Here is a 26,110-nt window from a genome sequence, read left to right on the forward strand (position 1 = left end):
CCTCGTGCCGCCACGACAGCACCGCTCACCGGTCGCCTCGGCGCATGGACCCAGGCCGCAGAGCGACCGTAAAATGAATATGCCGCAGTCGAACGTGGTCGGGCCGTGAGTAGGGGTAGGGGTGGGCATGGCTTCCTCCGGCGGACAACTGCGTCTGCAGATTCTGGGTCCGTTGCGGATCTGGCGGGACGGTGTCGAACTGGACCCCGGGCCTCGGCAGCAGTCGTACCTGCTCGCGATCCTGCTCGCCCGCGCGGGCAAGCCGATCAGTACGAGCGAGTTGGTCGACCTGATCTGGGCCGAGGACGTCCCCGCGTCGGCTGTGAACATTCTCCAGAAGTACGTCGGCGCGTTGCGACGGCTGCTCGAACCTCTGCTGCCCGCCCGCGAAGCCGGCTCGTTCCTCCACCGTCGCGGCAATTCGTACCTGTTCGCCGTCGGACCCGCCACCCTGGACCTCGTCGTCTTCCGTGAACTCGTCGATGCCGCCAGGGCCGCGCTGACTCGGCACGATCACGAGGCGGCCCTCGATCACTACGTCGGAGCGCTCGGGCTCTGGCACGGCCCGGCGGGCGACGGCATCGCCGACGGGACGAACATCACGACTGTCTTCGCCGCACTCGACAACGAGTTCTACGACGCGTGCACGGCGGCGGCGGAGCTCGCCGTGTCGATGGGCCAGCCGGAGCGGGTGCTCGCGGCTCTGCGACTGGCCGCATCGATGGCACCGTTCAACGAACCCGTGCTGGCCGGTCTCGTCGGCGTTCTCGGCGCTGCCGGCCGCCAGGCGGAGGCGCTGAAGGTGTTTCGTCAGGTCCGAGACCGGCTCTCCGAGGAACTCGGCATCGACCCGGGTCCGGCGTTGGAGGACGCACAGCGGCGGATTCTCACGCAGTCCCCGGCGCCGCCGCCGGTGCGGGAGGCGGACGAGGAGGTCGGGCGGACCACGGCGGCCGCCTTGATCGGCCGGACCGAGGAACTCGCCACGCTGCGGCGCATCGTGGAGCGCGCACTCGCCGGCGACACAGCGATCGGTGTGGTCGAAGGCGAACCGGGCGCAGGCAAGACCCGGCTGCTGGAGGAGGCCGCCGCCGTGGCGGGCCGACTGGGTGCCCTCACCGTCTGGGGCTCCTGCCTGGAGGGCGACGGGACACCGGCGATGTGGCCATGGGAGCAGGCGCTGAGCCAGGTCGTCCACAGTCTGCCCGCTCCGGCGAGCGAGCAGTGGCTCACCGGAGGGCTGGGAAGCCTCCTTGCGGCGCGGGACGACGCAACCCGGGAACTTCCTGACGGCAACGCCCAGTTCCGACTGTTCGAACAGGTCGTCGCCCTCGTCGGACAAGCCTCGGCACGGCGGCCGACACTCCTGATACTCGACGATCTCCAATGGGCCGACGTCACCTCCCTGCAGTTGTTGCAGCACGTGACGGGACGGCTGCCCCAGGGCGCCGCGATCATCGGCGCGTTACGTGACCGCGCACCCACACTCAGCCCGGACCTCTCCCGGGTGCTGGCCGCTGTCAGCCGACTGCCCGGTCACCGGAGGTTCCGGCTCGGTCCGCTCGGTCCGGCCGACGTGGCCGAACTCGTCCGCCACGAGGCCGGCCAGGATCCCGGCGACGCCGTCGCCCGCGCCATCCACGCCCGTACCTCCGGCAATCCGTTCTTCGTCCGCGAACTGTCCCGGCTCCTCAGCGGGAACGGCGCGATCGGTGACGGCGACACGTCCGCCTCGGCCAGGGTCCCGTCCACCGTCCATGACGTGGTCCGCGACCGGATGGCCGGGCTCGACGACCGCGCCCGCGATCTGCTGCACGTGGCCGCGCTCATCGGCCGCGACGTCGACCTCAGACTGCTGTCCCGCGCCACCGGTGTGGACGTCGCGGACTGCCTCCACCGCCTGGAACCGCTGCATACTCTCGGGCTGCTCGAACCCGGGCCGCAGGACCCGTCCTCGCTCCGCTTCGCGCACGACCTGGTGCGTGAGTCGGTCTCCGAGACCGCGACGAAAGGGCAGGTCACCCAGCTGCATCTGCGCGTCGCGGACGCGCTCGAACAGATCCATGCCGACGACGAGGACGTCGCCGAACGCCTCGCGTACCACCTGTGGGCCGCCGGCCCCCTCGCCGAGCCCGTGCGCGTCGCGGAGGCGCTGATCCGCGCCGGGCGCCGCGCGGCAGCCAAACTCGCCTTCGAGTCCGCCAATCGACAGCTGCGCTCCGCGATACAGGTCACCCGGGCTTCCGGACTCATGGAGCTGGAGTTCTCCGCCCTCACGCTGCTCGCCATCGTCGTCAGACGACAGGCGGGGTACGACGCCTCGACATTCGATCTGCTGGAGCGGGCCGAATACCTGGCCAGCACCCTCGGCCGGGAGGCGGAAGCCGCAGACTTCCTCTTCATCCGCATGATGGGTGCCTACACATCCATCGAGAAGTGCCGCGGGGAGTTGGCCCGCCGACTGCACGAGCTCGCTCAGGTGTCCTCCGATCCGGCCGTCCGACGCTACGGCCGGAGCGCCTGGGGCCTGCATCAGTGGGACATCGGCAACATCGGCGAGGCGTACCGGTCCTTCGTCAAGGAGGATGTCGCCGCTGTCGGCGGCACCGTCGCCCCGGACGAGGAGACGCCGCTCCGACGGGACGGCAGCATTCCCGGGGAAGGGCCCGGCTGGCGGGCGGTCATGACCGCGCTGCACGGTGATGTCGACGCGGCGCTGGCTTTCGTCGACACCTGGGACACCCCGGGGGACCCGTACGCGGCCTCGGTCTGGGTCTACTACACGACCATGATCACTTCCATGGCCGGGGACGCCGAAGCGGCACGGCGAGCCGGCGAGCGGTGGGCCGCCGCCGGCTTCGTGCGTCTCCGCGCCAACATCGACCTCTACATCCGGCAGTTCTGGTGCTGGGCACGCGCCCTCACCGGTGAGGATCCGGCCGGCGCCGCGACCGAGGCCGAGGAACTCCTGGCCGCCCACATGCTCGATCCGCCGCAATGGGGCATCGCCTACCACTACGCACTGATCGCCGAGATGTGGCTGGCAGCCGGATCGCCCGATCGGGCCGAAGCCGCTCTCGACCGAGCCGACCGGGCCATATGGGACTTCGGCCAGCGTTACGCCGAAGGGCTCCTGCTGCTGCTGAGGGCGCGCCTGCTGCAGGCCCGCGGTGCACCGCTTACCGCTGTCCGGGCCGCCGCCGAACGCGCCTGCACGCAATCCACCAAATGCGAGGCGCACCTGTTCGCGCGACGCGCCGAACAACTCTCTCAGGACTTGGAGGCAATGCATGACCGCAGGCCCTGATGAGGAACAGGGCGGGCTGACGGCCCTGGCCCGTGGGCTCTCGGCGCCGAAGGGCTTCGTCGACGCCAGCCTTGCCGCCCCCGCCCCCGGAACGATTCGCCTGCTGGGTGGCATCCCCGCGCCCGCGGCCCTGCCGGTCGAGGCGATCGGCAAGGCATCGGCGCAGCTGTGGCAGACCCCCGACGCGGCGATGGCGAGCCTGCAGTATGCGCCGGCGCGCGGATCCGCCGCTCTGTGCGACTGGATCGCGCAACGGGAGGGCGTCGACCCGAGCCGGATCGTGGTGACGAACGGTGGCATGCACGGCCTCGCACTGGCGGTGCTGACCGTCGTCGAGCGCGGTGCCACCGTCGCGGTGGACGATCCGGTGTTCCCGGGTTTCCTGTGGGCCCTGGAGGTGTCGACGACACGGATCCTGCCGGTACCGGTCGTGGCCGACGGCTTCGACGTCGAACACCTCGCCCGTCGGCTCGCCACCGGCGCCCGGATCGCCGCGGCCTACACCGTGCCCGACTTCCACAACCCCGCCCAGGTCAGTCTCTCGGCGCCGAAGCGGCAGGCACTGATCGAGCTCGCCGAGCGGTACGGCTTCTACGTGATCGTCGACAATCCGTACCGCGAACTGCGCTTCGGCGGCCAGGACCAGGGCGTCGCGGTCTTCAACCAGTCGGACCGGGTGATCCACGTCAACTCCTTCACCAAGACCCTCGGCCCCGGCTGGCGCGTGGGCTGGCTGGTGCTGCCGGACCACCTCGTGGACCCGGTGACCCGGCTGCGCAACCGCCTCGACGTACACACATCCTCGGTGACCCAGGCGATCATCGAACGGCTGCTCACCGACGACGCCCAATGGTTCGACGGGGTCGTGCGCAGCGCCACCGCGCTCTACCAGGAACGCGCCGGCGTGCTGATCGACGCCCTGCGGGAACAACTCCCGGGCGCCCTCGACATCGTGGCCCCCGAAGGCGGGCTGTTCCTCTGGCCGCGGCTCACCGACGACGCCGTGGACCCCGCGGCGCTGTTCCGGCGGGCGGCCGCCCACGGCGTGGTCTACCAGCCGGGCGAGTTCTTCGCGGCGGACGCGGCGGACCCCCGGGGGCGGTCTTCGGCCCGGCACCTGCGGTTGTCCTACAGCGACCGCACTCCGGAGGAACTGCGGGAGGCCGTACGCCGGCTGGCCCTGGCCTTCTGAGGACGCACGCGAGCAACGACAGTCCCCTGTGGTGGATTTTCCGGAAGGCGGCTCATGACCAACGTTCGGCTCCCCCTGCGCGCACTCGTCCCGTTCGCCGCCGGTTCGGTCGGCATGGGCATCTGGGTCACCGTGCCGGGCATCTTCCTGCTGTACTTCCTGACCGACGTCCTGGCCGTGCCGCCGTACACGGCCGGTCTCGCGCTCCTGCTGCCGAATGTCGCCGACATCGTGACGCACCCGTGGGTGGGCCGGCTCTCCGATGCCAACCTGGCCGGCACCGGCCACCGCCGGAGACTGATGCTGGCCGGCTGCGTCGTGGTGCTCGCCTTCGTGGCCCTGTTCGCCGTGCCGAAGGACCTGCACGGGACAAGCGCCGCGATCTGGGTCGCGGTGGCGCTGGCCGCCGGCAACCTGCTCTACTCGTGCTACCAGGTTTCCTACCTCGCCACACCGGCTGACCTGGGCATCGGCTACCACGAGCGGACCCGCCTCATGGGCTACCGCAGTGTCGTGATCATCGTGAGTGTCCTGCTCGCAGGCGTGGCCGCGCCGCTGGTCGCCGGCGACGATCCGGGCGTCGGCGATTACACGAGAATGGCCCTGCTGCTCGGCGCGGTCATGCTTGCGGCGATGCTGGTCGGCATCACCGGCGTCGCCCGTCTCAACCGGGCCGCGCCCGGCACCCCGGCCGAGCCGGGGCACCGGGGCGGGTTGCTGGTGGCGCTGCGCGACCGGCAGTTCCGTGCGCTGACCGCGTCGTATCTGACCGTCGCGATCACGATGAACCTGGTACTGGCCGCCATGCCGTACTTCGCCGAGTACGAGCTGGGCCGCTCCGCGCTCACAACCGTGCTCATCGCGGCGTTCATGGCGCCGGCGGTCCTGACCACGCCCCTGTGGGTACTGGTGGCCCGGCGTCTCGGCAAGCAGCGCAGCCTGCTCGTCGCCCAAGTCGCGTTCGTGGCCGGCTCGTTGGTGCTGGCCCTGGGCGCCGCGGCCGGCCTGCCCCTGCTGCTGGCGGCCGTGGCGACGCTGGGCGTCGCGTTCGCCGCGATGCAACTGCTGCCGCTGTCGATGGTGCCCGACGTCATAGCCGCCGCCGGGTCGGCCGGTACCGCCAGCGCGGGCAGTTACACCGGCGTGTGGACCGCCGCCGAGGCCACCGGCGGCGCGTTGGGGCCGTACGTGTACTCGGCCTGCCTGGCTGCGGGCGGGTTCGTGGCCAGTAGCGCGGGCGAGCACACCACGCAGTCCTCAGGCGCGCTGGCGGCCGTTCGCTACGGCTTCACCCTGCTGCCGGCCGTGCTCATGACGCTCGCCATCGCGCTGCAACGCCGGTACACCCTGGACGAGCACGCCCACACTGCGGCGCCGCGAACCGTCGCCCAGGACAAAGCAGTGGGGTGAAGGTCTCGCAGGGGCCTGAAGCTGTTCGCGGAATTCCTTCCGCAGCCGCCTGATTTCGCCGACGGATATTCCACCGACGCGTATTCCGACTGCGCGGGGTTCGATCTGCTTGACAACAACGGAATTGATGGTGAAGCAGCCCCGGGAGGGCGTCAGATTTCTGTTCAGCGCTCGTCAAGTGTCCGGTTTTACGCTGATCCGCGATCACCACGGAGAACACCGGATACCGAAGGGCACATATCGATGACGACAACTCGCCGGGGGCTGTTGGCCGGATCCGCCGCGGTCGTGGTGGGCGCCGCGCTCGACGCGCCCGCCGCGCAGGCCCACACCGGAAGCGGCAGTGGCAGCGGCCAGAAGCCCACCGTGGTACTCGTGCACGGCGCGTTCGCCGACGCCTCCGGCTGGAACGGGGTCGCCTCCCGGCTCATCCGCGACGGCTATCCGGTCATCGCACCGCCCAACCCGCTGCGCGGCGTGGCCTCCGACTCCGCCTATCTGGCCGGCATCCTCGCGACCCTCAGCGGCCCGATCGTCCTCGTCGCGCACTCCTATGGCGGGATCGTCGTCACGAACGCCGCGACCGGCAACCCGAACGTGAAGGCGCTGGTCTACGTGGCCGCGTTCGTGCCCGATCAGGGTGAGACGTTGCTGGGCCTGCAGACGAAGTACCCGGGAAGCAGGCTCAGCGAGGAGGCGCTGGACTTCCGTCCCTACGGTGAGGGCTTCGTGGACGGCTACATCAAGAAGGAGTTCTTCCACGACGTGTTCGCCGGGGATCTGCCGAAGGCGACCACCGAGCTGATGTGGGCCGGCCAGCGGCCGGCGGACGTGCGCACCCTCGGGGAGCCGTCCGGAGCCCCGGCCTGGAAGACCGTTCCGTCCTGGTACCTCGTGGGCCGCGACGACCAGGTGCTGCCCCCGGCGGCGCAGCGGTTCATGGCGCGCCGGGCCGGCGCACACACCTTCGAGGCCGACACCTCGCATGTCGCGATGATCGCGCGGCCCTCGGCGACGGCCGCCCTCATCAAGCGCGCCGCGCGCTGACACCACCGAGCCGACGAAGCCAGGAGGGGACGGCGATGTTCGAGAGGTGGGGCGGACGATGGTCAGCCGACGGTGGTGGGTGATCGGCCTGGCCGCGGCCTTCCTGGCGCTCGGCGGCATCTGGGGCACGGGGGTCTTCGGCTCGCTGACCACCGGAGGGTTCGACGACCCGGCCGGCCAGAGCTCGCGCGCGGCCGCACGTGCCGAGGTGACGCCGGGCCGGACCGGCGACGACGCGGTGGTCCTGTACACCAGCCCCAGCGCGACAGTTGACGATCCGGCGTTCCGGCGAGCCGGCACGGAGACGCTCCAAGCGCTTCCCCACGACGTGGTGACCCGGCCCGTCACCTATTGGAGCGCCGGCAGCCCGGCCCTGGTCAGCCACGACCGGCACGCCACCTACGCGGTGCTGACCCTGGCCGACGACGAGGCGCAGCGCGGCGAAGGACTGGACGAGATCGAGGACGAACCGGCCGCGCCCGGCCTGCGGACTCAGGTCGGCGGCGCCACCACGGTCGACCGCGACATCCGCGAGCGGGTCGCGGCGGACATCGCCTTCGCCGAGACGATCTCCGTACCGGTGCTGCTCGTGAACCTGGTCGTCGTCATCGGCAGTGTGGTCGCGGCGAGCATCAAACTGATCGGGGTGGCGATGCTCATCGCCGTCCTGGTGGACGCGACGATCGTCCGCGCACCGCTGGTACCGGCCACGATGCGCCTGCTCGCAGACGCGAACTGGTGGGCACCGGCGCCCCTGCGGCGCTTCTACGCCCGCCACGGCCTCCGGGAGGGCGACGACGGCCTCCGGGGAGGCGACGACCGACCCCCCACGCCTGATCTCCGTCCCGCACCGGCCCGTACGCCGACCAACTGACCCTCCTGCCAAGGACGAGAGACGAGACGATGCATCAGCGCGCCTACGACAGCCAGTGCACTGCCGAGGAGCAGCGGCACACCCACGCGAAGTCGCCCATCAAGCATCCGAAACTGACGTTGTTCGCACTGGCGTTGGGCACCTTCGCGATCGGCGCCGGCGAGTTCGGCAGCAACGGCATCATCCAGCTGTTCGCGGCCGATCTGGAGGTCTCCGTCCCCTTCGCGACCTACGCGATCACCGCGTATGCCCTCGGGGTGATGATCGGCTCTCCGGCGATCACCCTGCTCGCCGCCCGGGTCAACCGGCGCACTCTGCTGCTCGGCCTGATCGGGCTGTTCCTGGTCGGCAACGGGCTCTCCGCCCTGGCGCCGGACATCACACTGTTCGTCGTCTTCAGGTTCGTCGCGGGCAGCGTGCAGGGCGCGTTCTTCGGCGCCGGGGCCGTCGTCGCCGCGTACGTGTACGGGCCGGGCAGGGGCGGCAAGGCGTTCGCCACCGTGATGGGAGGACTCACCGTCGCCACCATCGCCGGGTCGCCGCTCGGCACCTTCATCGGCCAGCACGCCGGATGGCGCGCTCTGTACGGGACCGTGGTCGCCGTCGGCCTGCTCGCCGGAGCTGCCCTGATGGCCTGGCTGCCGCGCACCGACGACCTGCGCGGCAGCTCCCTGGCGGGCGAACTGGGCGCCCTCCGGCGGCGGGGCGTCTGGCTGATGGTCACCGTCGCTGCGCTCGGCATCTCCAGCATCTTCGCCGTCTACACGTTCATCGGCCCGTTCGTCACCGACGCGGCGCTGCGGGACGCCTCGCTCATCCCGATCGCGCTCGCCGTCTTCGGCCTCGGCATGGCGCTCGGCAACCACGTCGGCGGACGTGTCGCCGACCGGTACGAGAACCGGGGTCTGATCCTGGGCTACGGCGGTGCCCTGGCGTTCCTGGTGCTGATCGGTGTGGCAGGCGGCGACCTGGTGGTTCTGCTGCCCTGCCTGTTCGGCGTCGGCGCGACCATGATGTTCGCCATCCCCACCATCCAGGTCCGGTTGACCGCGTTCGCACCGGACGCCCCGACCCTGATGGGAACGCTCAACCTGGCCGCCCTCAACCTGGCCAACTGTCTTGGCGCGATCGGCGGCGCGGTCGCCCTCGACGCCGGCTGGGGAACCCTGTCCACCGTGTGGGCCGGCTTCGTCCTCACCACCACGGGTCTGCTCCTGTACGTCATGACCGTCGCCCGGGTGAAGCCGGCGCCCGTTCCGGTTCGCGCCTGAACAGCCCGACTCGACCAGCACTCCGGCTGACCGCCCGGTGATGTCCGCCGGGACGGTCGTCCGGATCCGCGAGGTGATGTCGCGCCGGGCCCTCGCCCCTGTCTCTCATCTGGGCGTCATCAGTGGTGGTCCGGATCATCGCCCTCTTCGAGGAGACGAGCAGCGAGGTCGTCGGCCCATTCCACGGCCCAAGCGCGTAGAGCAGTGATGGTGGTGTCATCGACCCCATTAGCTCGCCATTGGTCCATCGCCGGGAAGCTGCGAAAACGTCGATCAGGTCGCGAGGCGCTCCGCGGTCGGCGAGGGCGCGGACCTTGGTCCCGGTCACGTCCTCCTCGGCGAGGACAGGCCCGTACGAGCTCTGGGCGACCGGCCGCCAGCAGATCTCCTTGAGGATGTCGACTTCGCACTCCTGCCCGGTGGCCGGGTCGGTCACGGTGAAGCGGGCAGACAGTGGGCGGTCTCCAGCGCGTGCCCCTTCCACCCACGAGCTTCCAGACCGGCACGGAGCGTGGTCGCGATGTCGGCCATGGGGGGCCGGGTTCTCAGTGGCGACATCGAGGTCCTGGCTCGGGCGGTTGACGAGGTTGTGCGCCCGTACGGCGTACCCACCGGTGAGAACCAAGGGGTACGCGGAACCGAGCGCGATCACATCCGCGAGCAGCCGTGCGTGCAGCTCCGGCATGTCCGTCACACGGCTGCCCGGGTACGGGTGGCGAGCTCGGGGAACGCGTCCTCCCATACGGCGGACAGTGCGTCCGACGAGGGCGCGCAGCACTGGCCAGATCTGGACGAGCAGGTCCTGATTGAGGTAGCGGGGCAAGTCCTCGCTCAGACCCTCGTGGAGGACAGTGCGGTACAGGCCCATGCGCTCCGACAGGCGACGCCGGAACCACTCGCGGACGCTGCTCGCCCGCCAAGTCTGACCGCACTCTTTAGCAGTCCAGGCCACGAGACCGCCCGATTCTCGTCGGATGAATCCGCTGTTCGGGGACTCGCCTGTGAATGTCGGAGCCGCCCTCTACCGTGGAGATCCGGATGCCGCCGAGGCGGTGGGGGAGGGGGCGACAGGCATGCGCAGGGTTCCACCGGAGATGTTCCGGTTCACGACGGTGGAGAGGTCTGATTTGTACGGGGCGGTGCTGGACGCCTTCGGCGTGGCCGGCGAGCACCTGGAGACGGCCCTGGGGCTCGACGCGGTGCGCGAGCGGCTACGCGGGGTGGGCTGGGCGGCGGCGGTCGAGGATGAGGAACTGCATGACGCGCTCAGGAAACTCGTGCAGTGGGAGCTCCTGGACGTGGTGCACAACCACGCGGAGAACTACCGCACGGCCGAGGAATACGAGCGGCGCAACCTTCAGTACTCGCTGACCCGACGGGGTGAGGCGGCTCTCGCCGGAGTTCGGCACGCGCTTGAGGTTCTTGCCTCCACGGGGGCGCTGCAGACGGCCGTGCTGGAGGCGATCGCCGACAGGCTGGACGAGCTGTGCCTGCTGTCCGACGAGCCCGCCTCGGCCGACCGCCGGATCTTCAGCACGCTGCGGGAGCTGGAGGGGCATCTGGAGGCCCTGGTGGAGAACACCAAGGCGTTCAACGGCGAACTGCAGCGGCTCCTGCGCGCAGAGGGCGCGGATCTGGAAGTCTTCCATGAGGTCAAGGCCGCCACCGTCGCCTATCTACAGGAGTTCCTGGTCAACCTCGACCGGCGTGGGGGGATGGTCGCCGCCGCCGTGGCCCGGGTGGAGGAGCGGGGGACGGCCGTGCTGCGAGAGCGAGCCCTGCGCGGCGCCGAGCTGCCGCCGGTGGCGAGTGAGGATCCTGCGGCCGGCTGGCTGGAGAGCAGACGGGCTCGCTGGGCGGGCCTGCGGGCATGGTTCCTTCCGGACGACGGGGCGCGGCCCCGGATCGAGCAACTGCACGACATCGCCCGACGGGCCATCGTCTCCCTCCTGCAGGTTCTGGAACGGATCAACGAGTCGCGGCGCCGCTCCTCCAGCGCTGTGCAGGACTTCCGGGAACTGGCGCGCTGGTTCGCGGCGGCCCCCGCGGAAGAGGACCTGCACCGGCTGTGGTCGACCTCCTTCGGCCTCGGCCCGGCCCGCCACGCTCACCTCGCCCACCCCGACCCGGAGTTGATCCCGTCGTCCCTCTCCTGGTCCGAAGCCCCGCCGGTGGAGGTGTCGGCGCTGCTGCGGACCAGCGGACGGACGGAGCGCTTCACCCGTACGGCCAAGGTGCGAGATGTCGCGACCGTCAGGGCGGAGCGCGCCGAGCGGGCCCGAGCGGAGCGAGCGGAACTCGCGCGCGCCTGGCAGGAACTGGAGACGGACGGACCCGTGCGCCTGTCCTCCTTCGGCGCGCTGGATCCCGCTGTCTTCGACCGTCTGCTCGACCTGCTGGGCCGGGCTCTGTCCACCCGGCCGGACACGGCCGGTCTGCGGCGTGCCACGACGGGAGACGGCCGGGTGGAGATCGTGCTCTCGCCGCCTCCCGATGAGCGCACCGCCGTTCTGCACACCGCGAAGGGTTCACTGACCGGTCCGGACTACGTCCTCCACATCATGGCGGCAGGCGGAGCGAACGCCTTCCCGGCCGCCCGCGCCGCGCGGAAGGAGGCGGCGGGATGAGCACGCTGGCCAACCAACTGGCCGCTGCGGAACGGGAGGAGGTTGCGCGTGCCGTCCGACTCCTCCTGGCCCGCCCCCTACTGACCGTGGCTGCCGAGCCGGCCGGCTTCGAACTGGTACGACGCCGTCGCGAGCCGCTGGCTCAGTGGTTCGACTACACGTGCGGCTGGAACCTGGTCGTGGAGCCCCGCCGCGGGTACGCCCGCCTCACCAAAGTCCGTGCGAACCCGGACGGCTCCCGACCGGCCCGCAGGTCGCGCTCCGGCCGGGCCCCGTTCGACCGCCGACGCTACGTTCTGCTGTGCGTGACCGCGGCCGAGTTGCTGTCGATGCCGATGACAACCATCGGCATGCTCGCCGCCCGTGTCGTGCAGGCCACGGCGGCCGATCGGGCGCTGGCCGCGTTCGACCCGGTACACAAGCCGGAGCGGACGGCATTCGTCGACGTCCTGAAGCTGCTGGAGTCGTACGACGTACTGCGCGCCGTGGACGGCACGACCGAGGCGTACGTCGAGTCCGCAGAGGCAAAGGTCCTCTACCGCGTGGACACCACCCTGCTGATGCGGCTGCCCGCCACGCCCGTCGGCGCCTCCCGACTCGCCGTACCACCGGACGAGGTGCCCGCGCGGTTCGAGGAACTCCTCACCGGCCTTGTGCGGGAGCGACGCTACGGCGGCGTGGTCGTCGACGGGACGGCCGACGAGGCACACAGCGAAACCGCCACCACGGACGCACAACGCAACCTGAGGCTGCGTCACTCGGTCCTGCGTCGCCTGTTCGACGACCCCGTGCTGTACCGGGCGGACCTCGCCGACGACGAGTTGGCATACCTCACCTCCCTGACCGGACGCCAGATCCTGCGCCGTTCGGTCGAGCAGGCAGGCTTCCTCCTGGAGGAACGAGCCGAAGGCTTCCTGCTCGTGGACCCGGACGAGCTCGCCACCGATGTCCGCTTTCCCGACGACACGTCCACTGCCCGAGTTGCCGCGCTACTCCTTCTGGAGCCGCTCTGCGCAGCGCCTGCCGGAATGCTGCCCGAACAGCTCACCGAGGCCGGAGCGGACCTGCTGCGCCGCTTCCCGCGCTGGGCCAAGGCGTACCAGTCCGAGGACGGCGCGGCCCGGCTGTCCGAGGACGCCGTACGCGTACTGCGCGACGTCGGCCTCGCCCGCCGAGCAGGGGACCGTGTCGTCGCGTGCCCGGCTGCGTACCGCTACCGCCTGACAGAGACGACGAGTTCGGATCCGGAGGATCGGTCCGGACCGGAATCGGGCGTGAGCTCGCACGAGACAGCGAGCACCATGGCTTCCGGCGACCGTGTCGCAGAAGGAGACAAGCAGTGAGCGTGACAGAGCTTCCCCTCGCGCGACGGCCGGAGGAGGCGGCCGAACCGGCCGGGCCGCCGAGGCAAGGGGAGGACGCCGCCCGCAACCGGTGGCAGCCGCACCGCGCGGGCATCCTCAACGTCTGGCGCTACTACGACGAGACCTTCACCTTCCACCAGGGGCGCCTGCTGCTGCGCGGCCAGAACGGCTCGGGCAAGTCCAAGGCCCTGGAGCTTCTGCTTCCCTTCCTCTTCGACGCCAGCCTCCGGCCCAACCGCCTCTCCACGTTCGGCGGTTCGGAACGAACCATGCACTGGAACCTGCTCGGCGAAGGCGCCTCCGGCAAGACCCGCGTCGGATACGTGTGGATGGAGTTCCACCGCGTCGGCGACGACGGAACGAAGCGATGGTTCGGCTGCGGTGCTCGTCTGCAGGCGAGCGTGCACACCAGCGGGGTGCACGCCGACTACTTCACCACCGGCTCCAGGATCGCCCACACCGACGGTGTGCTCCTCGTCAACGAGTCGGGGCAGCCCCTGACCCGTGCTGCCCTCGTCGAAGCCCTGCGCGACCGCGGCGATGTGCACGCCTCGGCCACTGACCATCGCACCGCTGTCCGGCGTGAACTCTTCGAGGGCATGGGTGCGCAGCGCTATGAGTCGCTGTTGTCCGCCCTGCTCCAGCTGCGCCAGCCCAAACTGTCCGAACGGCTCGACCCGTCCCTGCTGTCCACTTTGCTGTCACGAGCGCTACCCCCACTGGGCGAGGGAGAGATTGCCGAACTCGCCGAGGGGTTCGAGCGGCTGGACCGTCAGCGCGAACACCTCAAGCGGCTCAACGACGAGGTGACGGCAGCCGAGACCGTCGCATCCCGGCAGCGCGCCTACGCTCGACGGGTTCTGCGGGCCGGCTCGGCCGCGCTGATCTCGGCGACCACCGAGATGGACGACCTCACCCGTGCCGCCCGGCAGAGCGCCGAGGAACTCGAACAGGCGCTGACGGAGCGTGAGTCGGCCCAGGTCCGGCGCGAAGAACAGGAACTGCGAGCACACGCTCTGGAAGAGACCGTCGAAGGTCTGCGTGAGAGCGACACGTACAAGCAGGGCGAGGAACTCGACCGGCTGCGCCGCCGCGCAGAAGACGCGGTAGCCGCCGCCGGGCGACAGCGCGCCACCGCCCAGACCGCTCAGATCGGGGCGGAGAAGGACAGGAGGCACGCGGACGAGGCGGCGGGGCAGGCCCGGGCACTCGACGAGCACGCGCGTGAAGCCGGAGAGGAAACACGTCGGTCGGCCCGGGCGGCGGGCATGGAATCCATCCACCACGAGGTGAACGTCTTCCTCGACGCGGATCCCACGGTGACGCTCCCCGACGGCATGGCGCGCGAAGGGGGAGGTCGTCCCTCCGAAGGCGTGGGACGAACGGTGGGCGAGCACGGGGCCCGACAGGCCCGTCGGCTCCTGCGGGGCGCGGTCACTGCCCGACGGCAGCAGGTCGCCCTGATCACCGAGGCGATTGACGCGCACGATCGCGCGGTACGCGACCGGGGCGCCGGCGAAGACCTGTTGGACGAGGCCCGTACCCGACTCGCGGAAGCGATCGCCCGGCGCGACGAGGCATCCGGCGCCTGGGACGACGCCCTTGCCACGCAGGCGGAACGGCTCCTTGCGTGGGCCGAGGGCTGCACGGAACTGCGCATCGCCGACCCTGGAGAACTGGCGGCCAGAGCGGCGGCGGAAGCCGACGTGAGGGCCCTTGTCGAAGCCGCCGCACGCCCGCTGGAACAGGAGATCGCAACGGCGGAGGCCACCGCCCGAGCCGCGCGTCAGGGAGTGCAGGACGAGCGGAACCGACTTGAGGAGGAGGTACGACGGCTCAGTGGCGAGACAGACCTCCCGCCTCCGCCTCCGCCCACCCGCACCACCGTCCGCTCGGCGACGGCGGGAGCACCGCTGTGGCGGCTGGTCGCTTTCCGTGAGGATGTCCCGCTCCCTGTTCAGGCCGCAGTGGAAGCGGCGCTGGAGGCATCGGGCCTACTGGACGCCTGGGTCAGCCCGTACGACGGGATCACTCTGCCCGGGCATGACACCCGCGCCGAGGCCGCCCTGGCCGTGACCGTCCAGGGGCCCAGTCTGCTGGAGGTGCTGAGGCCCGAGGAAGACATCCCTGTCCCGGCCGACACCGTGACCCGCATCCTCGCCGGTGTCGCGTACGGCGCGGCGCTGCCAGGTGGTCACTCCGCGGCCGTCTCCGCCGACGGCGCCTGGCGTCTCGCGCTGGCCACCGGTACTTGGAGCAAGCCGGAACCCGCTTACATCGGTGCCCTGGCGCGGCAGCGGGCCCGGCAGCGCAAGATCAGTGAACTGACTGAGCACATCGGCGAGATGAACGCCTCCCTCGCCATGGTCGACGACCGGCTGAAGGGCCTCGCTGCCCGTCGTGCCTTGCTGGACGCCGACCGTATTGCCCGACCCGACCACAGGGACCTCGATGCCCGTCGGCGCGACTGGGACCGAGCCGAGGAGAGGGCGGCTGCCCGGGACGACGCCGTGCGTGACGCGGCCGCGCACCTGGTCCGGTGTGAGACCGAGGTGGCGGGCGCCCTGCGCACGCTCAGCCGCCGGGCTGCGGAACACGGACTGCCCACCGACCGGGACCGGTTGCGTGAACTCTCCGTCGACGTCGACAAGTTCCGGGATACCGCCGACAGCTGGGTGGACGCATGCCTCACCGCGACCGTCGCCGCCGACAGGGCCCGCCAACTGACCGCGCTGGCAGACCGATCGCGCCGGACCGCCGAGGAACAGGCCGAGGCGGCGGCTGCCACCGAAGCGGAGGCAGCGGGTCTGAAGGCCCGTCTGGAGGCGGTGGAGGCGACCGTCGGTGAGGACTACCGGCAGATCGTCGCACGTGTCGCCGCGGCACGCGCCGAACTGCGGCGCTGCCGTGAGGAGGCCCGCAGGGCGGCCGATCTTCTGCTGCGCCTGGAAGGCCGTATCGGAGGACTGCGGGCCACCAGCGGCCAGGACGCCGAACGGCGGGAACAGGCCGTCGGAACCCGGGACGCCGCGGCCCACCGGTTCCGGCATCTGTGCCTGGTCGGGCTGGCCGAGGACGCCGGCATCGCACCGCAACTCGACGCCGGTGACGGCACCAGAGCCACCCTGGAGGCCGCCCGTGCCACCGCTGCGAAGTGGCCCGGCATCCCGCACGCCCCTCGCAATCTGGGTGACGCCGCGACTCGTCTCTCCGAAGCGGTCCACGAGGCCCGTCAGAGACTCGGCGCCCGTGCCGACCTGGACCTGGAGCCCGACGACGACATCCAGCTCTTCACTGCCACCCTGGACGGCGTACGCGTGGGGGCGACGGGCATGCTCACCACGCTCACCCAGGAGCGCGACCGCAGCCGTGACGACATCACCACCGCCGAGCGGCGTCTTTTCGACCAGATCCTCACTGGTGACATCCGCCGTCACCTCGCGGCCCGCATCCGTCAGGCAGGCGAACTCGTCGACCGCATGAACAGGCACCTGGAGCGGGTCCGTACCGCCTCCAATGTCGCCGTCCAGCTTGTCTGGGACGTCCGTCCGGATCTCCCGGACGGCACCCGCACCGCCCGTCAGCTGCTGCTCAAGGACCCCGGCCGGGTCGACGCGACCGACCGGGAAGCCCTGCACGCCTTCTTCCGGGCCCGTATCGAGGAGGCCAAGGGCAGTGACACGGCCGCGAGCTGGGAGGAGCAGCTCGGCGAGGTGCTCGACTACACCGCCTGGCATCGCTTCACCGTCCGCCTCGACCGGGCGAACGGAACCGGCTGGCAGCCGCTGACCAAGAAGTTGCACGGTGCACTCTCGGGCGGAGAGAAGGCCATCGCACTGCACCTGCCGCTGTTTGCCGCCGTCGCCGCCCATTACGAGGCCGTGCCCCTGGCACCCCGGCCGATCCTGCTGGACGAAGTCTTCGTCGGCGTCGACGCGGTCAACCGCGGACAGGTCTTCGCCCTGCTGACCGCACTCGACCTCGACCTTGTGATCACCTCCGACCACGAATGGTGCACGTACGGCGAACTGCCCGGCATCGCCGTCCACCAACTCCTCACCGACGGGGACGACGACGCTGTCACCAGCGCTCGCTTCGTCTGGAACGGCACCGACCTGGAGGCGGGATGACCCACACGGAACCCGCCCCGGGCGAGCGCACCCTGCGCCGTCCTGAACTCCGCCCGCTCTGGCTCACGGTCCACAGCCGTCTCTCTTCCGGCCGCCCCGTCGCACGGGTGCGCCTGGGACCGCTCGACGAAGCCCAGCGCGAGGCCCTCGCCGACCTCCTGGGTCTGGACCGCCTGCCGGGCCCTCGCCCCTCCGTCGCCCTGGCCCGCCTGGAAGAAGCCGTCACCGAACTGTCCGGCCGCACGGTGCGTGAAACCGTCATCGAACTTGTCGGCCCTCTCGACGATCGAGCGTCCGAACGACGCCGCAAAGAAGGCGAACGAGTCGAGCTGTGGGCATGGTTGGACGGACATGCCACCGTGCGCGCCCAACCTGCGCTCGCCGACTGGACTGCGTCCTGCCGAGTCGCCGGTCTGGTCGGCGGCGCATCCGAAAGAACTCGAACCCTGCTCGCCGACGCGCTTGCCGTGCTCGCGGAACTTCCCGCCCAGGCTGAGCCCCTGCCCGTATTCGCTGCCCGAGTCCTGAAGGGCGACTCCCACGCGCTTGACGACGGCACCCGCCTGTCCACCCTCGTCCTGCGTGCTCTGGCGACCGTCCACGACACCGCCCCGCCGGAGTCCGCAGCGGACCGGCGCGCTCTGTGGGCCCGCGCAGGTGTCGCCGACGACGACCTGTCCGCCACCGTTCTCGTCGGCGGACTGCGCCCGGTCGGCGACGGCCCGCTGGCCCGTGTGACCCGCGCCTGTGCCGAGGCCGGTCAGGCCGCCAGCCTGACCCTCGCCCAACTGCGGGCTCCGGGCGAGTTCGCGCTCGTCTGTGACCCTGCACCTGTCGTCCACGCCGTTGAGAACCCCAGCATCCTGGCTCTCGCCGTACGTCGCTTCGGCCCGGACTGTCCGCCGCTCGTGTGCACGTCCGGCTGGCCCAACAGCGCGGCCGTCAACCTCCTCCGCCTTCTTGCGGACCAGGGTGCCCTTCTCCGCTACCACGGCGACTTCGATGGCGAAGGCATCCGCATCGCCGCGTATCTCCTGGACAAGACGCCGGCCCGCCCCTGGCGGATGACGGCCGCGGACTACCGTGTCGCCGTCGCCCGCACGCCGTACGGCCCTCAGCCTGGTCGCCTTACCGAGGCCCCCTGGGACGCTGAACTGACTCGTGCCATGACCGACCACGGAACCGCCGTGGTCGAGGAGCTGGTGGCTGACGTCCTCTTGGCAGACCTGGCAGAAGCGATTTAGCCAGGGACGCCGTCCATTGAAGGAGGGCTCCACACCGTTCCCCCAGGCCGCGTCTCAGCGGACGTAGTCCGCGCCGGTGATGTCGATCGTGGCGCCCGTCGCATGACGCGAACGACCGGACGCCAGGAACACGATCATCTCGGCCACCTCCTGCGGCGGAGTGATCTCGCCCAGTGGCACGCTCGCGGCGTCTGCTTCGCCTGCCTCGGCAAGGTCCGTCGCTACCCACCCGGGGGCCACCGAGTAGGCGAGGACACCGTCGGCCGCGAATCCCCGGGCGATGCCCTTGGTCAGCGCCAGCAGGCCCGCCTTGGCGGCGCCGTAGGCCAGGTGTTCCGCGTCGTCCCCGCGGTGTGCGGAACGGCTGGACACGCTGACGACGATGCCCCCGCCGCGCTCACGGAAGTGCAACACCGCGTTACGGCTGAGGTCTGCCGGGCCGGTGAGGTTCAGGGCCAGGTTGTCGGCCCACCCCTGGCGCCACAGCGCCGCGTCCTCGAGAGGCGATCCGAGCCAGGCTCCCGCGTTGTTGACCAGGACGTCGATACCGCCACGCCAGGCCAGGGCCTCCTGCCACAGGGTCTCCGTCGCGTCCGCATCCCGAAGATCGCCGCGGACCAGGCAGCCGCGGTCTCCCAGGCGGCGTTGGAGGTCGAGGGCCGCCTGCTCGCTGCCGGCCCAGTGCGCTACGACGTAGGCGCCTTCGCGGTGGGCGGCGAGTGCGGTCGCCCGTCCGATGCCGCGCGACGCACCGGTGACGAGGACCGTCCTACCGCCAAGGAGCAGGCTGCCGGGGGGAGTTGTCTCGCTGCTCATGCGACCGCCTGCGCTCCGGTGATCTCGACGACGGATCCGCACATGTACGGCGCCTCGTCCGAGGCGAGGAACGCGACCAGCGCCGCGACCTCCTCCGGCGTCCCGATGCGGCCGAACGGCACCAGGGCGTCGAGTTCGGCGACGGTGCGTCCGGTCCGGGCGAGGTGCGCCTCCACCATCGGTGTGCGGATCTCTCCCGGGCACACGGCGTTGACGCGGACGCCCTGGTGGGCGTGGTCCCGGGCGAGGCTGCGGGTGAAGGCGACGACGGCGGCCTTGGTCACGTTGTACGCGATGTGTCCCGGCGCCGGCTGAAGGCCCCACTGCGAGGCGGTGTTGACGATGGCTCCACCGCCACGGGAGGCCATGTGCGGCAGCGCCGCCCGGCACAGGTGGAACAGCGGGTGCACGTTGATGGCGAAGCTGGTCTCCCAGTCCTCGGCGGAGAGGGCGAGGAGGTCGCCGCGTCGGTTGACGCCGGCGTTGTTCACCAGCACGTCGAGGTGTCCGTGGCGGGCGACCACGTCGTCGACGGCCTGGACGCACGCGCTCGCGTCGCCGAGGTCGAACTGCGCGACCTCGGCGGTCCCGCCCTCTCCTGTGATCTCCGCGGCGACCTTGCCCGCCGCGGCTCCGTCGACGTCGCAGACCACGACGTTGGCCCCTTCGTGTGCCAGCCGCCGGGCGATCGCGGATCCGATACCGCCGCCCGCGCCGGTGACGACACAGACCTTCTCCCCGAAGCGGGAAGCACTCGAAGCAGTCGCCGAGTCGGTCATGACACTTCCCTTCGGGGTTCAGTCGCTGGTGAAGATCGTGTCGTGCCAGCCCTTGTGCGCGGCGCCGGTGATGTCCGAGATGACGTGCTTGACGTTGGTGTACTCGTCGAAGGAGTAGGCGGACATGTCCTTGCCGAAGCCGGAGGTCTTGTAGCCGCCGTGCGGCATCTCGCTGATGATCGGGATGTGGTCGTTGATCCAGACGCAGCCCGCCTGGATCTCCCGGCTCGCGCGCCCGGCTCGGTAGACGTTGGTCGTCCAGGCGGATGCGGCGAGCCCGTACGGGGTGTCATTGGCGAGGCGGAGCGCCTCTTCGTCGACGTCGAAGGGCAGACAGACGAGGACCGGGCCGAAGATCTCCTGCTGCACGATGGCGGAGTCCTGTGCGGCGTCGGTGATGAGGGTGGGCTCGTAATAGGCGCCCGGGCTGTCGGGGATCCTGCCGCCGCGTACGACGGTGGCCCCGGAACGGCGGGCGTCCTCCACCATGCCCGCCACCTTGTCGCGCTGCCGGAGCGAGATCAGGGAACCCATGTCGGTCGCCGGGTCGTCGACCGGGCCCACACGCACACCGTCCATCAGCTCGGCGACCCGGGCCACGAACCCCTCGTACAGCGGCCGTTGGACATACGCGCGCGTGGCCGCCGTACAGTCCTGGCCGGCGTTGATGAGCGCCCCCGCCACCGCACCGCGCGCCGCGGCTTCCAGGTCGGCGTCGTCGAAGACGACGAAGGGGGCCTTGCCGCCGAGTTCGAGGTGGACGCGCTTGACCAACCCGGCTGCCTGGGCGGCGACTTGGCGGCCGACCGCGGTGGAGCCGGTGAAGGAGACCATGGCGACGTCGGGGTGCGTGATCAGCGCCTGCCCGGCGACGGGACCGGTGCCGGTGACGATGTTGATGACACCGTCGGGGATGCCCGCCTCCTGGGCCGCCTCCGCGAACATCACCGAGGTGAGCGGGGTGAGTTCGGACGGCTTCAGGACGATCGTGTTGCCCGCGGCTACGGCGGGCAGCACCTTCCAGGCCGCCGTCTGCAACGGGTAGTTCCAGGGGGCGATGGAGCCGATGACGCCGACGGGTTCGCGGCGGATCGTGGAGGTGTGGTCGCCGGAGTACTCGCCGGAGGCACGGCCCTCCAGGTTGCGGGCCGCACCGGCGAAGAAGCGGACGTTGTCGATGGTGCCGGGGATGTCGAAGCCACGGGTCAGCCTGATCGGCTTGCCGCCGATACGGCTTTCGACCTCGGCGAACTCCTCGGCGCGCGCCTGGAGTTGATCGGCCCAGCGCAGGAGCGCCTCGGAGCGTTCGGCGGGCGTGGTGCGCGACCAGTCCGCGAACGCCTCGCGGGCGGCGGCGACCGCCTCCTCCACGTCCTCGACGCCAGCCAGGGTGGCGGTGGCCAGGACCTCTCCGGTGGCCGGGTTGGTCACCGAGAACTCCTCGCCCGACGTGCCGGGGCGGCGCTTGCCCGCGATGAACTGCGTTCCGGTGGTCTCCATCAACGCTCCTGTTCGGCGGCGCCCCACAGGTCGCCGAGGGTGTAGCCGTGCGGGAAGGGGTCGGTGTCGTCCAGGACGTACTGGTTGAAGCCGGTGATCCAGCCGCGCCCGCTGATCGTCGGCAACACCGCCTCGTACGGCCCGACTTGGGCGGTGTCGAGCAGCGTGCCCGTGAAGGTGGTGCCGATGATCGACTCGTGGACGAAGGGCGTGTTCAGGGGGAGTTCGCCCCGTGCGTGCAGGGCGGCCATGCGGGCGCAGGTGCCGGTGCCGCAGGGGGAGCGGTCCAAGGAGCCGGTCCACGTGGCCGGGTCGGCCAGGTCCACCTCGCCGTTGGGCAGGACGACGGTGTTGCGGCCGGAGACGCCGGATGTGGGCGAGGGACCGTGGATCATCGTCAGGGAGATCTGGTCGATGCCGGGGTTGAGCGGATGGCTGACCGGGAACTGCTGCTGGGCCGCCGTGCGCAACACCGCTCCGGCGCGGGTGAGTTGCCTGGCCGAGGACCGTTCCAGGGTGAGGCCGAGGTCGGCGGCGCGGGCCTGCACGAAGAACTGGCCGCCGAAGACGATGTCGACCGGGACCCGACCGTACTCGGGCAGGTCCAGTTCGTGGTCGAGGGCCACCGCGAAGGCCGGGACGTTGGCGAAGGTGACCCTGGTGGCCTTGCCGCCGGACACCTCGGCGCGGACCCGGACGAGGCCGACCGCGGTGTCCACGGTGAGTTCCGTGACCGGTTCGCTCACCGGGACCGCGCCCGTCTCCACGAGCGCGGTGACCGCGCAGATGAGGTTGGAGCCGGACATCGGGCGGAAGCCGCCCTGTTCCAGCACCACCAGTCCGAAGTCGGCGGCCGGGTCGGCCGGGGGGAGTACGAGGGCGCCGCACAGGGCCGGGTAGCCGCGCGGCTCCTGGAGCAGCAGCCGGCGCAGGTCGTCGAGGTGCTTCTCGCAGTACTGCAGCCGCTCGGCCATCGTGGCGCCCTTGACGTGCAGATGGCTGCCGATCAGTACGCGGCCGGGCTCGCCCTCGGCATGGACGTCGATGGCGTGGACACGGCCGTACGAAGGCATCAGGCGGCCACGCTTTCGTCCGCTACGGCGACCCCGGCGGCGATCAGCAGGCCGCGGAACTCCTCGACGTACTGCGGGGCCAGCGGCAGCACCGGCCGGCGGGTCGGGCCCGCGCTGACGCCGACCAGGTCGAGGCCCGTCTTGATGCCGCACGCGTAGTTGTGGGACTCCAGGAACCGGCAGATCGGGAAGATCTTCGCCCACAGTGCGCGCCCGGCGATGAGGTCTCCGCGGACGGCGAGCGCGTCGTACAACTCGGCGCACAGCCCGGGGATCACGCTGGCGGTACCCCACACGCCCGCCTGCGCACCGCTCGCGAGCGCCGCGAAGGTGAGGGTGTCCCAGCCGTTGAGGGCGGTGATGTCCCGCGCGTGCTCCTGCTGGACGGTGGAGAACCAGGTGAAGTCGCCGCCGGTGTCCTTGTAGGAGGTGACCGCGGTCTCCCGGGCCAGCTTCGCCAGCTCCTCGGGCGCGAGGTTGACGCCGGTGGCAGACGGGATGTTGTAGTACATGATCGGGATGTCGATGGCGTCGGACACCGTGCCGAAGAAGCCCAGCATCTCGTCGAAGGTGGGGGCGTCGTAGAACGGCGGCACGATCATCACGGCGGAAGCGCCCGCCTTCTCCGCGTGCACGCTCAGCTCCACGGTGTCCGCCGTGCTGAGCGCGCCCGTCCCGGCGACGACCGGGACACGTCCGTCGGCGGCCTCGACGTACAACTCGGTGACCCGCTTGCGCTCGTCGAGGGTCAGCGTCGTGAACTCGCCGGTGCTGCCGCCGGGCACGAGGCCGTGGATGCCGCCGCCGATGATGTGCTCGGCCTGGCGCCGGACGCCCTCGGCGTCGACGGCCGAGCCGTCCGGGGTCAGCGGGGTGACGACAGCGGCGAGGATGCCGGTGAACTGGGGGGCGCTCATGAAGGGACTCCTGAGATCAGCATGAGGGAAACGGTCGGTGGGCATGCGAAACCGGGGCCGGTCATCGGCGGGTGAAGCGGCGCGGCGAGACCGCCTCGGCGACGGACGGAAGGCGGCCCGTGGTGATCGCCTCGGTGATGATCTCGGCGGTGGCCGGGGCGAGGGTGAGCCCGAGCATGCCGTGGCCCGAGGCGACGTAGACGTTGGGCAGGGGATCGAGGCGGCCGATGATCGGCAGGCCGTCCGGGGTCATCGGGCGCAGCCCGGCCCACGGACTGGCCTCTCCGGGCGGGTTGTCCCAGCCGGTGAGGGAGTCGGCCGCCGCCTGCTTGATGGCGGCGATGCGCCGGGGGTTGACGTTCTCCTCCAGGCCGCCGAACTCCATGGTGCCCGCCAGTCGCAGGAAGCCGTTCAGCGGGGTCACCGCGACACGGGCGTCCTCCAGCGTGAGGGGCGTGCGCAGCGGCACCGGGGAGGGCGAGTAGTCGACGCTGTAGCCCTTGCCCGGCCGGATCGGCAGGGGGACGCCGAGCTGGGCGGCCATCCGGGCGGTCCACACGCCGCCGGCCAGCAGCAGGGTGTCGCCCGTGTACTCGCCCTTGTCGGTGAGTACGCCGGTCACGGCGTCGCCCCGGCGCAGGAAGCGGCGTACGGGGGTGTGTTCGTGGATCTCGACGCCGAGTTCGGTACACCGCTTGAGCAGGCCCCGGGTGAGGGAGTCGGGCTCGACCTGGCGGTCGTCGGGGAAGAACAGACCGTGCTTGATACGGCTGTTCAGCACCGGTTCCTTCGCCTGCACGGCGTCTGAGTGCAGGTGCTCGGCGACCATGCCGAAGCTCTCGAAGATGTCGAGGGAGGCGAGCTGCTCCTCGTAGCGTTCCCGCGTCTCGAAAGCGAGCAGGACGCCCGCCTTGTGCATCTCGAAGGCGATGCCGTCCCGGGTCCAGTCGTCGAGGAGGTCCATGGTGCCCTCGGCGAGGCGCAGGGTCGTCTCCAGGCCCTGGCGGAAGTCGCGCGCGGTGCAGTGCCGGGCCATCGTCAGCATGAACTTCACGAAGGCGGGGTTGAGCGACGGCTTGACGTAGAGCGGGCTGTCCGGCTTCAGCATCCACTTCAGGGACTGCAGGATCACGCCCGGCGCGGGCACCGGACCGCTCTCCGCCAGGGCGATCTTGGCCGCGTTGCCGTGCGAGGCGGCTGAGCCCGCGCTCCGGGCGTCGAGAACGGTCACCTCGCAGCCGCTCCTGGCCAGCCGGTAGGCGGCGGCCAGACCGACGGCGCCGGCTCCTACAACGATGGTCCGCATGGGGTCGTGTACCTCCTTACAAGGCGTCGCTTACAAGGCGTCGAATGATCCGCGTTATGGCTTCTGCCGCAGCGCGGTCAGACCTCCGGCTCCCAGGGGCGCCCCACCAGGTTGTCGAAGACGCGCTCTCCCGGGACCGGTCCGACCCCGCCGACGACGACCTTGTCGGATTCGCCCTCGGCATGCGCGTCCACCACGTTCAAGGCGCGGCTGAACCTCATGGGCCTTCCTCCGATCGCAGATTGTCAAACAATCGGCGGCTGGGCTGACGCTAGACCGGACCACGCGGCGCGGTCAATGCCCGGAAGTGAAGGAATCGACCGGCCCTGCGTGGTCGCAGACCCATTTCGTGGCCCCTTCGCGCGGGCCGCTCTGGCCAACACGGCCCTCAAATCCGTACCCAAGTCCGTACTCAAGCCGGAAGGTGTCTGATCACGATGACAGAGACCAACCCGACCCTCGACAAGACACCGGACACCGACGCGGACGCTGACGCGGGGCTCGACGGCGCGTTCGTGCGCACACGCGGTGTGAGCAAGTCCTTCCACGGCCGCCCCGTCCTCAAGGAGGCCGACTTCCGGATCGGCAGCGGTGAGATCGCGGTCCTCATCGGCAAGAGCGGTTCCGGCAAGAGCACCCTGCTCCGGGTGATCGCCGGACTTGAGGAGCCGGACGCCGGGGACATCGACCTCGCGGGCCAGGCCGTCGTACGTGACGGCGAGTACACGGAGGCGTGGAAGGACCTCCGCGGCCAGATCGGGATGATCTTCCAGAGCTACACCCTGTGGCCCCACATGAACGTCCTCGACAACCTCACCGTCGCTCCCCGCCTCACCCTCGGCGAGTCCAAGGCCCAGCTGCTTGAGCGGGCCGAGCGGGCCCTGACCGAGGTGGGCATGGCACACCACCTGCGCAGCCGCTGCACCCAGCTGTCCGGTGGCGAGCGCCAACGGGTGGCCATCGCACGGGCGTTGATGATGCGGCCCCGGCTGCTGCTGTGCGACGAGATCACCTCCGCGCTCGACCCGCCGGTGGCGGCCGAGGTCCTCGGCGTACTCACCAAGCTGAAGGAGGAAGAGGGCATCGCCTGCGGCATCGTCACCCACGACATGGCCTTCGCGGCCCACGCCGCCGACCGTATCTGCTTCTTCGAGGACGGCCTGATCAAGGAGGACGTGCCACCGGACCAGGCCTTCAACAACCCACAGACACCAGGGCTCCAGGCATTCATCGACGCCGTCCGCTTCTGAGCG

19 protein-coding genes and 1 pseudogene are annotated in these 26,110 nt (G+C 70.7%); 11 read left to right on the forward strand and 9 right to left on the reverse strand.

The features are described 5' to 3' along the window. The first annotated feature begins 127 nt into the window (after window positions 1-127). The 6 genes from AC5DRG_RS39090 (at window position 128) to AC5DRG_RS39115 (ending at window position 9,101) form a co-directional block, all read left to right on the forward strand. A complete protein-coding gene (locus AC5DRG_RS39090) occupies window positions 128-3,307 on the forward strand; it encodes an ATP-binding protein (RefSeq protein WP_491804559.1) in 3,180 nt (1,059 codons plus the stop codon). Further along, window positions 3,291-4,499: an aminotransferase-like domain-containing protein gene (locus AC5DRG_RS39095; RefSeq protein ID WP_491804561.1), complete on the forward strand. Its 1,209-nt coding sequence runs from the start codon at window positions 3,291-3,293 to the stop codon at window positions 4,497-4,499. Before AC5DRG_RS39090 ends, AC5DRG_RS39095 begins: the two co-directional genes overlap by 17 nt. 54 nt (window positions 4,500-4,553) lie before the next feature. After that, complete coding sequence (locus AC5DRG_RS39100) at window positions 4,554-5,909, forward strand: MFS transporter (protein ID WP_491804562.1); 1,356 nt, start codon at window positions 4,554-4,556, stop codon at window positions 5,907-5,909. A 243-nt stretch (window positions 5,910-6,152) separates the two neighbouring features. Next, the gene (locus AC5DRG_RS39105; RefSeq protein WP_491804564.1) at window positions 6,153-6,956 is read left to right on the forward strand and encodes an alpha/beta fold hydrolase; all 804 of its coding nucleotides are present in this window, start codon (window positions 6,153-6,155) and stop codon (window positions 6,954-6,956) included. A gap of 58 nt (window positions 6,957-7,014) precedes the next feature. Further along, window positions 7,015-7,830: an MMPL family transporter gene (locus AC5DRG_RS39110; protein ID WP_491804565.1), complete on the forward strand. Its 816-nt coding sequence runs from the start codon at window positions 7,015-7,017 to the stop codon at window positions 7,828-7,830. 29 nt (window positions 7,831-7,859) lie between these two features. Beyond that, window positions 7,860-9,101 (forward strand): MFS transporter, encoded by a 1,242-nt coding sequence (locus AC5DRG_RS39115; RefSeq protein ID WP_491804567.1) that lies wholly within the window; start codon window positions 7,860-7,862, stop codon window positions 9,099-9,101. Here AC5DRG_RS39115 and AC5DRG_RS39120 read toward each other — a convergent pair. Next, complete coding sequence (locus tag AC5DRG_RS39120) at window positions 9,052-9,843, reverse strand: nucleotidyl transferase AbiEii/AbiGii toxin family protein (RefSeq protein ID WP_491804569.1); 792 nt, start codon at window positions 9,841-9,843, stop codon at window positions 9,052-9,054. The two genes, AC5DRG_RS39115 and AC5DRG_RS39120, sit on opposite strands and share 50 nt — an antisense overlap. Continuing rightward, window positions 9,792-9,975 (reverse strand): annotated as a pseudogene (locus AC5DRG_RS39125) (hypothetical protein); the annotation flags it as partial. The pseudogene AC5DRG_RS39125 and the gene AC5DRG_RS39120, both read right to left, overlap by 52 nt. 199 nt (window positions 9,976-10,174) lie before the next feature. On the opposite strand from AC5DRG_RS39125, the gene AC5DRG_RS39130 reads away from it, so the two are divergent. Genes AC5DRG_RS39130 through AC5DRG_RS39145 form a run of 4 tightly spaced genes read left to right on the forward strand, consistent with a single transcriptional unit; the run spans window position 10,175 to window position 18,466 of the window. After that, window positions 10,175-11,728 carry a TIGR02677 family protein gene (locus tag AC5DRG_RS39130; protein WP_491804570.1) on the forward strand — a complete coding sequence of 518 codons (1,554 nt, stop codon included), beginning with the start codon at window positions 10,175-10,177 and terminating at the stop codon, window positions 11,726-11,728. Next, complete coding sequence (locus tag AC5DRG_RS39135; protein ID WP_491804572.1) at window positions 11,725-13,071, forward strand: TIGR02678 family protein; 1,347 nt, start codon at window positions 11,725-11,727, stop codon at window positions 13,069-13,071. Before AC5DRG_RS39130 ends, AC5DRG_RS39135 begins: the two co-directional genes overlap by 4 nt. Next, entirely contained in the window at window positions 13,068-17,222 is a 4,155-nt protein-coding gene (locus AC5DRG_RS39140) for a TIGR02680 family protein (protein WP_491804574.1), read from the forward strand. Before AC5DRG_RS39135 ends, AC5DRG_RS39140 begins: the two co-directional genes overlap by 4 nt. Next, a complete protein-coding gene (locus tag AC5DRG_RS39145) occupies window positions 17,219-18,466 on the forward strand; it encodes a TIGR02679 family protein (protein ID WP_491804576.1) in 1,248 nt (415 codons plus the stop codon). Before AC5DRG_RS39140 ends, AC5DRG_RS39145 begins: the two co-directional genes overlap by 4 nt. A gap of 54 nt (window positions 18,467-18,520) precedes the next feature. Here AC5DRG_RS39145 and AC5DRG_RS39150 read toward each other — a convergent pair whose 3' ends face one another. The 7 genes from AC5DRG_RS39150 to AC5DRG_RS39180 form a co-directional block, all read right to left on the reverse strand. Further along, on the reverse strand, window positions 18,521-19,282 hold the full coding sequence (locus AC5DRG_RS39150; protein WP_491804578.1) for an SDR family NAD(P)-dependent oxidoreductase: 762 nt from the start codon (window positions 19,280-19,282) through the stop codon (window positions 18,521-18,523). Then, a complete protein-coding gene (locus tag AC5DRG_RS39155) occupies window positions 19,279-20,061 on the reverse strand; it encodes an SDR family NAD(P)-dependent oxidoreductase (RefSeq protein ID WP_491804580.1) in 783 nt (260 codons plus the stop codon). Before AC5DRG_RS39155 ends, AC5DRG_RS39150 begins: the two co-directional genes overlap by 4 nt. An 18-nt stretch (window positions 20,062-20,079) precedes the next feature. Next, a complete protein-coding gene (locus tag AC5DRG_RS39160) occupies window positions 20,080-21,561 on the reverse strand; it encodes a gamma-aminobutyraldehyde dehydrogenase (protein WP_491804581.1) in 1,482 nt (493 codons plus the stop codon). Next, window positions 21,561-22,634, reverse strand: coding sequence for a proline racemase family protein (locus tag AC5DRG_RS39165; RefSeq protein WP_491804583.1), 1,074 nt, complete (start codon window positions 22,632-22,634; stop codon window positions 21,561-21,563). The genes AC5DRG_RS39160 and AC5DRG_RS39165 overlap by 1 nt, the downstream gene beginning before the upstream one ends. After that, window positions 22,634-23,551, reverse strand: coding sequence for a dihydrodipicolinate synthase family protein (locus tag AC5DRG_RS39170; protein WP_491804585.1), 918 nt, complete (start codon window positions 23,549-23,551; stop codon window positions 22,634-22,636). Before AC5DRG_RS39170 ends, AC5DRG_RS39165 begins: the two co-directional genes overlap by 1 nt. A 61-nt stretch (window positions 23,552-23,612) precedes the next feature. Beyond that, a complete protein-coding gene (locus tag AC5DRG_RS39175) occupies window positions 23,613-24,857 on the reverse strand; it encodes an NAD(P)/FAD-dependent oxidoreductase (protein WP_491804587.1) in 1,245 nt (414 codons plus the stop codon). A 77-nt stretch (window positions 24,858-24,934) separates the two neighbouring features. Further along, window positions 24,935-25,078 (reverse strand): hypothetical protein, encoded by a 144-nt coding sequence (locus AC5DRG_RS39180; RefSeq protein ID WP_491804589.1) that lies wholly within the window; start codon window positions 25,076-25,078, stop codon window positions 24,935-24,937. A 216-nt stretch (window positions 25,079-25,294) separates the two neighbouring features. On the opposite strand from AC5DRG_RS39180, the gene AC5DRG_RS39185 reads away from it, so the two are divergent. Then, window positions 25,295-26,107 carry an amino acid ABC transporter ATP-binding protein gene (locus AC5DRG_RS39185; RefSeq protein WP_491804591.1) on the forward strand — a complete coding sequence of 271 codons (813 nt, stop codon included), beginning with the start codon at window positions 25,295-25,297 and terminating at the stop codon, window positions 26,105-26,107. Window positions 26,108-26,110: the final 3 nt, after the last annotated feature.

The organism is Streptomyces sp. JLBG701, assembly GCF_058544905.1.